Source organism: Pseudomonas putida (assembly GCF_002025705.1).
Taxonomy (GTDB): Bacteria; Pseudomonadota; Gammaproteobacteria; order Pseudomonadales; family Pseudomonadaceae; genus Aquipseudomonas; species Aquipseudomonas putida_J.
Genome location: NZ_CP018846.1, coordinates 4,271,243 through 4,283,486 on the forward strand (window position 1 = coordinate 4,271,243; position 12,244 = coordinate 4,283,486).

6 protein-coding genes are annotated in these 12,244 nt (G+C 63.1%); 3 read left to right on the forward strand and 3 right to left on the reverse strand.

All coding sequences use genetic code 11. The annotated features are described in order from the left end of the window. The first annotated feature begins 251 nt into the window (after window positions 1-251). On the forward strand, window positions 252-1,496 hold the full coding sequence (locus BUQ73_RS19180; protein WP_079229253.1) for a putative porin: 1,245 nt from the start codon (window positions 252-254) through the stop codon (window positions 1,494-1,496). Window positions 1,497-1,698: 202 nt separating this feature from the next. Here BUQ73_RS19180 and BUQ73_RS19185 read toward each other — a convergent pair whose 3' ends face one another. Both BUQ73_RS19185 and hrpA read right to left on the reverse strand, forming a co-directional pair. After that, complete coding sequence (locus tag BUQ73_RS19185) at window positions 1,699-2,820, reverse strand: beta-ketoacyl-ACP synthase III (RefSeq protein WP_079229254.1); 1,122 nt, start codon at window positions 2,818-2,820, stop codon at window positions 1,699-1,701. A gap of 217 nt (window positions 2,821-3,037) precedes the next feature. After that, window positions 3,038-6,943 (reverse strand): ATP-dependent RNA helicase HrpA, encoded by a 3,906-nt coding sequence (gene hrpA / locus BUQ73_RS19190; protein WP_079229255.1) that lies wholly within the window; start codon window positions 6,941-6,943, stop codon window positions 3,038-3,040. 567 nt (window positions 6,944-7,510) lie between these two features. Between hrpA and BUQ73_RS19195 the strand changes: the two genes are divergently transcribed. Further along, entirely contained in the window at window positions 7,511-8,875 is a 1,365-nt protein-coding gene (locus tag BUQ73_RS19195; RefSeq protein WP_079230591.1) for a glutamine synthetase family protein, read from the forward strand. Between the two features lie 30 nt (window positions 8,876-8,905). Next, the gene (locus BUQ73_RS19200) at window positions 8,906-10,213 is read left to right on the forward strand and encodes an NAD(P)/FAD-dependent oxidoreductase (protein WP_079229256.1); all 1,308 of its coding nucleotides are present in this window, start codon (window positions 8,906-8,908) and stop codon (window positions 10,211-10,213) included. A 149-nt stretch (window positions 10,214-10,362) separates the two neighbouring features. Here BUQ73_RS19200 and fadD1 read toward each other — a convergent pair whose 3' ends face one another. Next, on the reverse strand, window positions 10,363-12,060 hold the full coding sequence (gene fadD1, locus BUQ73_RS19205) for a long-chain-fatty-acid--CoA ligase FadD1 (RefSeq protein ID WP_079229257.1): 1,698 nt from the start codon (window positions 12,058-12,060) through the stop codon (window positions 10,363-10,365). Window positions 12,061-12,244 lie beyond the last annotated feature (184 nt).

Sequence of the window (12,244 nt, forward strand, 5' to 3'; positions counted from 1 at the left end):
CGCTGTTCAAGGCCATCAGTATCGGCGAACAGAGGCCCGTCGCTCAAATGATGATCGGCCCGTTTCGCCTTTCATTCTCAATTACTTAACAGCAGTGCCACTAATTAGACATTATTCTGTCATTCGCCCCCGCAATACTTGCGCCTGTTTTCCGGAACCCCAGAACCTGTCTAGTCAGGCCCTTTCCGAAGACATGCCAACATGGGGGTGGGCGCTAAGCCTCCCCAAATCTTTTAAGTAGGGAGAACCTTATGCGTCTTGTTTCTACACTTACCGGAGTGAGCCTCACCGGCATGATGCTGGCTCTGAGTACTCCGGCCAGTGCGGCCGTCGACGCCAAGCTGCTCGAAATGCTCCGCGCCAACGGCTCGATCAACCAGGCGCAGTACAACGAACTGCAAGGCGACCTGGCAAAAGAAACCAAGGAAAAGGCCGACCAGAAAGCTCAGTCCGAACGTATGAGCTCTTTCGAACAAAAAGTGGCATGGGCCGCCAAGACCCAGATCAAGGGTGATGTGCGCCTGCGTTACGAAGACGTCAACGTCGACAACCCGATCTCCCGCAGTGGCAACCAGGACCGCGAGCGCGTGCGTGCCCGTGTCGGCTTCTACAGCGAGATCAACCCGCAGGTCGACGCCGGCGTGCGTGTGGCCACCGGCAGCAGCGCCGATGCCCGCTCGACCAACCAGAGCCTGGACAACTACTTCGAGAAGAAATCGCTGTGGGTCGACCTGGCCTACCTCGACTGGCACCCGACTGCCGTACCGAACCTGCACCTGATCGGCGGCAAGATGATGCAGCCATGGGTGAGCATGGGCGACATCATCTGGGACAGCGACATCAACCCGGAAGGCGTGGCTGTCACCTACAAGACCAACGCCGGCCCGGCCGAAGTGTTCGGCAGCATCGGCCACTACAACCTGAAGGACAACGTCGACGGCGACGGCGTGCAGTTCAAGCACGACGCTCAACTGTACGCTGCCCAGCTGGGTACCAAGTTCAATGCGGCTGACACCGTCAAGGTCACCGTCGGTGCCAGCCTCTATGGCTACGACAACGACAAAGCCTCGGCGGCGCTGCGTTCGCTGGGCAACACCACCGACGAGTTCAACCTGGTTGAAGGCTTCGGTCAGCTCGACTTCACCGGCTTCGCCATCCCGCTGTCGGCTTATGGCCAGTACGTCAAGAACACCGAAAGCACCGACGGCATGGACACCGCCTGGCTGGCGGGCCTGAAGTCGAAGATCGGTGCCTGGAGCCTGGACTACAACTACCGCGACGTACAGCGTAACGGCGTGGTCAGCCTGTTCACCGACTCTGACTTCGGTAACGGCTTCACCGGTTCTCGCGGTCACAAGTTCAAGGTCGGTTACGAAATCGACAAGAACTTCGCCCTCGGCGCGGCCTACATGATGGCCAAGACCGACTACTCCAACCTGCCGGACAGCAATGCTGACGTAGACACCCTGCAGGTGGACCTGGAAGCCAAGTTCTAAGCTAGCAAACTCCTCTGCTTCACTCTGAGGCGGGAAATGCCGACCCCATCCGGTATTTCCCGCCTTTTTTTGCCTGCCAGAAATGCAACGGCCTCTTCGCGGGCAAGCCCGCTCCCACAGATACCCCACAGCCCTTGAAGCCTGTGTAGTACCTGTGGGAGCGGGCTTGCCCGCGAAGAGGCCAGTACAGTCTCTAAAGAAATCAGCGCTTGCGCAGAATCACGCTACCAATCGAATAACCCGCACCAAACGAGCTCAACACGCCCAACGAACCCTTGGCCAGATCATCCTGGTACAGGTGGAAGGCAATAACCGACCCCGCCGAACTGGTGTTGGCATAGCGGTCGAGAATCACCGGTGCCTCTTCCTCGTTCACCTCACGCCCCATCAGCCTCTTGACGATCAGGTGGTTCATGCTGAGGTTGGCCTGGTGCAGCCAGAAGCGTTTGACGTCGGATGGCTGCAGGCCATTCTCGCCCAGGTGCTCGCCGATCAGTTCGGCGACCATCGGGCAGACTTCCTTGAACACCTTGCGGCCTTCCTGCACGAACAACTTGTCGCGGGCACCAATGCCCTCTTCCGCCGCGCGGTTGAGGAAGCCGAAGTTGTTGCGGATATTGTTGGAGAACGCGGTCTTGAGCTTGGTGCCGACGATGTCGAACTGGTGCGCCGAGGTGGCCTTGTCGGCACGCTCGACCAGCACCGCAGTGGCGGCGTCACCGAAGATGAAGTGGCTGTCGCGATCGCGGAAGTTCAGGTGCCCGGTACAGATCTCCGGGCTGACCACCAGCAGTGCCCGGGCCTGGCCCAGTTGCACGCTGTTGGCAGCGGTCTGGATGCCGAAGGTGGCCGACGAGCAGGCCACGTTCATGTCGAAGGCGAAGCCCTCGATGCCCAGCGCCTGCTGCACTTCGATGGCGATGGCCGGGTAAGGACGCTGCAGGTTGGAGCAGGCGACGATCACCCCGTCGACATCCGCCGGGGTACGGCCCGCGCGTTCCAGCGCCTGGCGCGCAGCGGCCACGCCCATTTCGCAGAGGATCGACTGCTCGTCGTTGGAACGCTCCGGCAGGCGTGGCTTCATGCGTTGCGGGTCGAGGATGCCGGCCTTGTCCATGACGAAACGGCTCTTGATACCCGAGGCCTTTTCGATGAAGGCAGCGTCGGACACGGGGGCTGCTTCGATTTCGCCACGCTCGATGGCGGCGGCGTTATCCTGGTTGTACTGCTGCGACCAGGCATTGAAGGAGGCCACCAATTCTTCGTTGGAAATGCTCTGGGCCGGGGTATACAGGCCGGTGCCGCTGATCACGACGTTATGCACGATCGATCCTCTGCTCAAAGGCCATCGCCACGGGGCGCTGGCTGGGAATATGACAGAATAATGGCACTTTAGTACCAATTTCTCGGCGAGGGCTGCGCCCTCGATCGCGGATGAATCCGCTCCTACAGGACGGTGCAATACCCCGTAGGAGCCGATTCATCCGCGATGGGCCGCAAAGCGGCCCAAATTGCATCAATATTGCCACAACTGCGGAAGTTTATCCCTCCACCAGGCTCCACTGCTTGCTCAATCTCTTGTCGGAAATCGGCACTTTGGTGCCCAGCTGCTGGGCAAACAGCGACACCCGATACTCCTCCAGCAACCAGCGATACAAGGTCAGCGCTTCATCGCGCTTGCCCTCCTGGGCATGCTTCTCGGCCCGCGCCTTGTACTGCGCCCACAGGTTGCCCAGCTCGCCGCTCCAGACCCGGTCCTTCTGCACCTGAGCGCCCAGCTTCTCGAGGCGTAATTCCACCGCCTTGAGGTAGCGCGGCAACTCCTTGAACCAGGCTGCCGGAGTCTCGCGCACGAAGCCCGGATAGACCAGGTTGGCCAGCTGCTGCTTGATGTCGTTCAGCGCCACCGCCTGGCTCAGGTCGATCTTGCCCTTGAAGCGCTTCTGCAAACCGTGCCACAGCTTGAGCACTTCCAGAGTCTGGCGGGCCAGGCGCTCGGCATGCTCGGCCCAGCTGCCGCGTTTGCGTTCAGCCAGCCCGGCCAGCGCCGCACCGTCACGCGGCAACGTCGCTTCACCGTCAAGGATGCAGCTGTCCAGACTCGCCAGCAGAATGTCCTCGACCAGCGCCTCGATGCGGCCCAGTTCGCGGTACAACAGGCCCAGCTCGGTCAACCCCGGCAGCTTGCCGCGCAGGAACTTGGCAGGCTCCGCCAACTGCTGCAGCAACAGGCGCTGCAAGGCGCGGCGGTGCTGGAACTCGGCTTCGGCCTGGGTCGAGAAGCGGCCCTCACGCACGGTGCCGTTCTCTTCCACCAGCGCCGGGTAAACGGTCATCGACAGGCCAGCGATCTTCTGCTGGGCGGTCTGCTTGACCTCGCTGAAGGCCTTGGCTTGTACCGGTTGCTCGCTCTTCTCGGTGCGTGGCACGGCCAAAGCGGCCTGGCTGGCAGCGGCAAAGCGGGCGGTCAGCTCGGCCAGGTTGCGGCCTTCGCCAAGGAACTTGCCCTGGCCATCGACCACTTCGATGTTCATGCGCAGGTGGCCTTCGACCAGGTTGACCGACTCGGCCCAGGCCTCATCGCTCACCCGCGCACCAGTCATGCGCAACAGCTCCTGGCCCAGCGCCTGGGGCAGCGCGCCCTGGCCGAAGGTCATCCGCGCCAGCGAGGCCTTGACGAAATCGGGTACCGGCACGAAGTTCTTGCGCAAAGCCTTGGGCAGGTTACGTACCAGCGCCACGCACTTGGCTTCCAGAAGGCCTGGTACCAGCCACTCCAGCCGTTCGCCCGGCAGGCTCGGCAACAGCGGCGCCGGTACCCGCACGGTCACACCGTCACGCGGGTGGCCCGGCTCGAAGTGGTAGGTCAGCGGCAGGCGCAGTTCACCGACTTGCATGCTGTCGGGGTACTGCGCCGCAGTGACTTCGCTGGCCTCGCGTGCCAGCACGTCTTCCTCACGCATGATCAGCAGATTCGGGTCCTTCTGGCTGGTCATGCGGTACCAGGCATCGAAGGTCGCGGTCTGGTGGATTTCTGCCGGCAAGCGTGCTTCGTAAAACGCGTACAGGGTTTCTTCATCGGCGAGAATGTCGCGCCGACGGGCCTTGGCTTCCAGCTCGTCGAGCTCTTCAAGCAGGCGCTTGTTCGCGGCCAGGCACTTGGCACGTGACTGGATTTCACCGCCAACCAGGCCCTCGCGAATGAACAGTTCACGCGAGGTGACCGGGTCGATCGGGCCAAAGTGCACCGGGCGGCGGCCGACCAGGATCAGGCCATACAAAGTGATCTGCTCATAGGCAACCACCTGCCCGCGCTTCTTCTCCCAGTGCGGCTCGAAGTGGTTCTTCTTGATCAGGTGGGTAGCCAACGGCTCGATCCAGTCAGGCTCGATCTTGGCGACCATGCGCGCATAGAGCTTGGTGGTTTCTACCAGTTCGGCCGCCATCACCCACTGCGGGCGCTTGCGGCCGATGCCGGAAGACGGATGCACCCAGAAGCGCCGCTGGCGGGCCCCCTGGTAATCGCCTTCTTCGGTCTTTTGGCCGATCTGGCTGAGCAGGCCGCTGAGGATCGCCTTGTGCACCTTCTGGTAGTCGGACGGTTCCTTGTTGACCGGCAACTGCAGCTCGCGGCAGATCAGCGACAACTGGCGATGGGCGTCGCGCCACTCGCGCAGGCGCAGGTAGTTCAGGAAGTTCTTGCGGCACCAGTTGCGCAGCGGGCTGGCCGTCAGTGCCTGACGCTGCTCTTCGAAACCCCGCCACAAATTGACCAGCGCGGCGAAGTCGGTATCGGCGTCCTTCCACTGCGCATGTGCCTGATCGGCGGCCTGCTGGCGCTCTGGCGGGCGCTCGCGCGGGTCCTGCACCGACAGGGCGCTGGTGACGATCAGCACTTCCTGCAGGCTGCCCTGACGCGCACCTTCGAGCAGCATGCGGCCCAAGCGAGGGTCGATCGGCAGGCGCGCCAGCTGGCGGCCGATCGGCGTCAGCTGGTTCTCGCGGTTTACCGCCGAAAGTTCCTGCAGCAGGTTGAAGCCGTCGCTGATGGCTTTGCCATCCGGCGGCTCGATGAACGGGAAGGCGTCGATTGCGCCCAGGCGCAGGTGCAGCATCTGCAGGATCACCGCGGCCAGGTTGGTACGCAGGATCTCGGGGTCGGTGAAGGCCGGCCGGCCATTGAAGTCTTCTTCGCTGTACAGCCGAATGCAGATACCCGGCTCGACCCGGCCGCAACGGCCCTTGCGCTGGTTGGCACTGGCCTGCGAAACGGCCTCGATCGGCAGGCGCTGAACCTTGGCGCGGTAGCTGTAGCGGCTGATGCGCGCGGTGCCGGTGTCGATCACGTAACGGATGCCGGGCACGGTCAGCGAGGTTTCCGCAACGTTGGTGGCCAGCACCACCCGGCGCCCGGTGTGCGACTGGAAAATGCGCTGCTGCTCGGCCGGCGACAGGCGCGCGTACAGCGGCAGGATCTCGGTATGGCGCAACTGTGCCTTGCGCAGGATCTCTGCGGCATCGCGGATTTCCCGCTCGCCCGGGAGGAACACCAGCACATCGCCGGGGCCTTTGCCCACGCTGCGCTCGTGCTGGGCGATCTCGTCGAGGGTGGCCAGTATCGCCTGGTCGACAGTGAGGTCTTCCTCGACCTGGTTGCCCTCCTCGTCCTGTTCGCTGGTCAGCGGCCGGTACCAGGTTTCCACCGGGAAAGTACGGCCGGACACCTCGATGATCGGGGCATTGTCGAAGTGCTTGGAGAAGCGCTCCAGGTCGATGGTCGCCGAGGTGATGATCAGCTTCAGGTCCGGGCGGCGGTGCAGCAGCGTCTTCAGGTAACCGAGCAGGAAGTCGATGTTCAGGCTGCGTTCGTGGGCTTCGTCGACGATGATCGTGTCGTAGCGCTCGAGAAAGCGGTCGTGCTGGGTTTCGGCCAGGAGGATACCGTCGGTCATCAGCTTGACCAGGGTGTTGGCATCGCTCTGGTCTTCGAAACGCACCTGGTAGCCGACCAGCCCGCCCAGCGGCGTGCCGAGCTCTTCGGCAACCCGGGCGGCGACACTGCGCGCCGCAATCCGCCGTGGCTGGGTATGGGCGATCAGGCCATGGCTGCCGCGGCCCAGTTCCAGGCAGATCTTCGGTAACTGAGTGGTCTTGCCCGAACCGGTTTCGCCGGCAATCACCAGTACCTGGTGTTCTGCCAGGGCCTTCTTGATCTCATCACGCTTGGCGGCGATCGGCAGGCTGTCGTCGTAGCGGATTTGCGGCACGCTGTTCTGGCGCGCGGTGACCTGGGCGCAGGATGCCTGGACCTTTTCCACCCACTGCGCCAGCTTGGCCTCATCGGGGCGCTTGCGCAGTTCATGCAGTTGCCGGCGCAGGCGATGACGCTCGGCAATCATGGCGTGGTCGAGGTTTTGCAGCAGTTTGTCGATGGCTTGGTCAGTCATGGGGCTTTTTAGTGATGCAGGTGGGCCTGCTTTTTCATGATCGGCATTCGAAGGATGCGCGATTGTCGCAGATTTACCGGTTCTCTGCTGCCTGAGCGATCACTGTGGGAGCGGCCTTGCGTCGCGAAAGGGCCGCAACGCGGCCCCAGGATTTCGCCGTTGATACAAAAAATCCGGGGGCGCGCTGCGCCCCTTTCGCGACGCAAGGCCGCTCCCACATGACCGCGTCAGACTCCAGACAAATGTTTAGCCAGGTCTGATGTGAAGGTTGCCATTCACTGCTTTAATCAACCTTACGCCGCATGTGAGTATCAAAGGCATGACTCCCGCCCAGACCATCGCCCCACCGTCGTCCCGCCCTTCGCCAGCGAAGGCCCGGTCCCACGCCGGTGAAAATCCGCTGGTCCACATCATCCTCGCCTTCTGGGCCCTGTGGCACTGCCGCCATGCGCGCCCACCGGATTCATCGCTCACGCCTTTGTGACCCGACTCGGCCGCAGCCCGGCCGTCTGACTCAAGTGGACCGCGCCTGCGCGCAGGTCCCGTGCGCCTGTGAGCGAATCCATCATGCACTTTGCACCTGTAGAGCACGCCAGCCGTTTCCTGGCAGAAAACCCCGATATCGAACTGTTCGAACTGTTCATCCTCGACGCCAACGGCGTGCCACGTGGCAAGCTGCTGCACCGCGAGGAGTTGCTGGCGGTCTACCAGAGCGGGCGCCCGCTGCCCAGCACCATCCTCGGCCTGACCCTCAATGGCGACGACGTGGAAAACTCCGGCCTGGTCTGGGATGTCGGTGACATCGACTGCCGCGCCTACCCACTGGAGGGCAGCCTGGTACGCCTGCCGTGGCGGCGTGTGCCGACTGCGGCAGTGCAGGTCAGCATGCACCCGAGCGAGGGCCTGCCGGCCAGCGTCGCCGACCCGCGCCATGTGCTGTTGCGCACCATCGAGGCACTCAAGGCTGACGGCTACCACCCGGTGATGGCCTGCGAGCTGGAGTTCTACCTGCTTGACCAGAAACGCGATGCCCAGGGCCGCCCGCAACCGGCACTGGACAACGACGGCGGGCGCCCACGCAGCACCCAGGTCTATGGCCTGCGTGAGCTGGAACAGATCGAACCGTTCCTCGCTGACCTCTACGCTGCCTGCAAGGCCCAGGGTATCCCTGCTCGCACGGCGATCTCCGAGTACGCCCCGGGCCAGGTGGAAATCACCCTGGAGCATGGCGATGCGCTGGCAGCGATGGACCAGGCCGTGCGCTACAAGCGCCTGGTCAAGGGCGTGGCCCATGCCCATGGCATGCAGGCCTGCTTCATGGCCAAGCCGTTCGCGCAACTGGCCGGCACCGGCATGCACATGCACCTGAGCCTGGCCGACAGCGCCGGCAACAACCTGTTCGCCAGCGAAGACAAGGCTGGCACCCCACTGCTGCGCCAGGCTGTTGCCGGCATGCTCCGCCACCTGCGTGACTCGCTGCTGCTGTTCTGCCCCAACGCCAACTCGTTCCGCCGCTTCCAGGCCAACAGCTATGCGCCATTGGCGCCGACCTGGGGTGTCGACAACCGCACCGTCAGCTTGCGCGTTCCCGGCGGCCCGGCCAACAGCCGGCACGTCGAGCACCGCATCTGTGGCGCCGATGCCAACCCGTACCTGGCTGCCGCCGCCATTCTGGCCGCCTGCCATCGCGGCATCCGCGAGCAGCTGGACCCCGGCGCGCCGGTAGAAGGCAACGGCTATGCCCAGGCCACCGAGCACCTGCCCACCGACTGGCTCACCGCACTCGATGCACTGGAGCGCTCGCACTGGGCGCGGGAGGCGCTCGGCGAAGCGTTTCTCGGCGTCTACTTGAAGGTCAAGCGCGCCGAGTACCGCCAGTTCATGGCCGAAGTCAGCGAACAGGACTGGCGCTGGTACTTGCACCAAGCCTGAGCCTTACCCCATCAAGAACAAGGAACACCCATGAACGCAGCATTGCACAACGGCCCGGCCCAGCGCGCGCCGTCCTATTACAGCGCCTCGCTGAACGACCATACCGAGTACCCGCAGCTCAAGGGCACGGTGCAGGTCGACGTGGCAATCATCGGCGGTGGTTTCACCGGTGTGGCCACTGCGGTGGAGCTGGCCGAGCGCGGCCTGAAGGTGGCGATCGTCGAGACCAACCGGATTGGCTGGGGCGCCAGCGGCCGCAACGGCGGCCAGGTCACCGGCAGCCTGTCGGGTGACGAAGCCATGCGCACGCAGATGCGCAACCACCTGGGCGCCGAGGTCGATGATTTCATCTGGCACCTGCGCTGGCGTGGGCACCAGGTCATCGAGCAACGGGTCGAGCGCTATGGCATCGATTGCGACCTCAAACGCGGCCATCTGCATGCCGCGATGAAACCTTCGCACATGGAGGAGCTGCGCAGCTTCCAGGCCGAGGCCGAACGCCGCGGCATGGGCGACCAGGTGCAACTGCTCGACCGCAACGGCGTCGCCGGGCACCTGCAGAGCCCGCTGTACCTGGGCGCACTAAAGAACCTGCGCAACCTGCACCTGCACCCGCTCAACCTGTGCCTGGGCGAAGCCCGCGCCGCCCACAGCCTGGGTGCGCTGATCTTCGAGAACTCCGAGGTGCTGGACATCGTCCACGGCCCACGCCCGGCAGTCGTTACCGCCCACGGCCGGGTCGAAGCGCGCCAGGTGATGCTGGCCGGCGACGTCTACCACAAGCTGGAAAAGCGCCAGCTCAAGGGCAAGATCTTCCCGGCCATGGGCGGCATCGTCACCACTGCCCCGCTGGGCGAACTGGCGGAGCAGATCAACCCGCAGGACCTGGCGGTGTACGACTGCCGCTTCGTCCTCGACTACTACCGCCTGACGGCTGACAAGCGTTTGCTGTTCGGCGGCGGCGCCAACTACTCGGGCAAGGATTCGCGTGATATCGAAGGCGAGCTTCGCCCGTGCATCGAGCGCACCTTCCCGGCGCTCAAGGGCGTGCCGATCGAGTTCCAGTGGAGCTGCGCGATGGGCATCGTGGTCAACCGCATTCCGCAACTGGGCAAGCTATCGGACAACGTGTGGTACTGCCAGGGCTATTCCGGGCACGGCATCGCCACCAGCCACATCATGGGCGAGATCATGGCCGAGGCACTGACCGGAACGCTGGAGAAGTTCGACACCTTCGCGCAGTGCAAGCACGTGCGCGTGCCGATGGGGGACTTGCTGGGCAACCCGCTGCTGGCGGCGGGGATGTGGTACTACCAGATGCTAGAAAAACTGCGCTGATTGCACTGGCCAGTGTGGGAGCGGCCTTGTGTCGCGAAAGGGCCGCAGAGCGGCCCCAGGGTCTCAGCAGTGACGCTGAAATTGCTGGGGCCGCTCTGCGGCCCATTCGCGACACAAGGCCGCTCCCACACTGGCCGTGCAGGTTTGGATCAAGCGATCTTCTTCAAGCCCTGCTTCTTCAGCTCTTCATCGCGCAGTTCACGGCGCAGGATCTTGCCAACGTTGGTGGTCGGCAGCGCATCGCGGAACTCGATGTAACGCGGCACCTTGTAGCCAGTGACGTTGGCACGCATGTGCTCCATCACCTGCTCCTTGGTCACGGTCATGCCCGGCTTGACCACGATGAACACCTTGATCACTTCACCCGACTTCTCGTCCGGCACACCGATGGCTGCGCACTGCAGCACGCCCGGCAGGGCGGCGAGCACATCTTCCAGCTCATTGGGGTAAACGTTGAAGCCCGAGACCAGGATCATGTCCTTCTTGCGGTCGACGATGCGCATGTAGCCATCCGGCTGGATCAGCGCGATGTCGCCGGTCTTCAGCCAGCCGTCGCTGTCGAGGATCTCGCGGGTGGCGTCTTCACGCTGCCAGTAGCCTTTCATGACCTGCGGGCCCTTGACGCACAGCTCGCCGGTTTCGCCCAGCGCCAGCTCGTTGCCGGCGTCGTCGATGACCTTGCACAGGGTCGATGGTACCGGGATGCCGATAGTACCCACCTGGTTCGCCTCGGCCGGGTTCACCGCCGCCACCGGGCTGGTCTCGGTCATGCCGTAGCCTTCGCAGATGGCGCAGCCGGTAACGCTCTTCCAGCGCTCGGCCACGCTCAACTGCAGGGCCATACCACCAGACAGGGTGATTTTCAGCGCCGAGAAGTCCAGGGCGCGGAATGCCTCGTTGTTGCACAGCGCAACGAACAACGTGTTGAGGCCGACGAAACCGCTGAACTTCCACTTGCCCAGCTCCTTGACCATTGCTGGCAGGTCGCGTGGGTTGCTGATGAGCACGTTGTGGTTGCCGATCAGCATCATCGCCATGCAATGGAAGGTGAAGGCATAGATGTGGTACAGCGGCAGCGGAGTGATCAGGATCTCGCAACCTTCTTGCAGGTTGGAGCCCATCAGTGCCCGGCACTGCAGCATGTTGGCCACCAGGTTGCGGTGGGTCAGCATTGCCCCCTTGGCCACGCCGGTAGTGCCGCCAGTGTACTGCAGTACGGCCACGTCATTGGCTTGCGGGTTGGCTTCGGTGACCGGCTGGCCCTTGCCCAGCGCCAAGGTATCGTTGAAGCGCACGGCGCGCGGCAGGTTGTAGGCCGGCACCATCTTCTTCACGTACTTGATCACGCTGTTGATCAGCAGGCGCTTGAGCGGTGGCAGCAAGTCGGCCACCTCGGTGACGATGACGTGCTTGACCTGGGTCTTGGGCACCACCTTCTCAGCCAGGTGCGCCATGTTGGCCAGGCACACCAAGGCCTTGGCACCGGAGTCGTTGAACTGGTGCTCCATTTCCCGCACGGTATACAGCGGGTTGGTGTTGACCACGATCAGGCCGGCGCGCATGGCACCAAATACGGCTACCGGGTATTGCAGGACATTGGGCAGCTGGACGGCAATACGGTCACCCGGCTTGAGGTCGGTGTGCTGCTGCAGCCAGGCCGCAAAAGCGCCTGACAGCGCATAGAGCTCGCCGTAGGTGATGGTCTTGCCCAGGTTGCTAAAGGCCGGTTTATTGGCAAAGCGTTGGCAGGATTGCTTGAGTACCGCCTGGATATTGGGGAATTCGTCAGGATTGATTTCCGCCGTAATCCCGGCTGGGTATTTATCCTTCCAAAAATTTTCGATCATGGAAGCCCACTCCTTCAGCAACAGCGAAGTTCGATTCACGCGTCGATGCGTTTATTATTGATATGTGATGAGGGTTCGTTGCAAACCTGATCATCTGAAAGCGGCCCGAGAGTAACAGCTTTAAATGGGGTCGCCTAGGGGCCAAGAACGGCCTCTCAGTCACAAAAATGACTCAATGAACTAT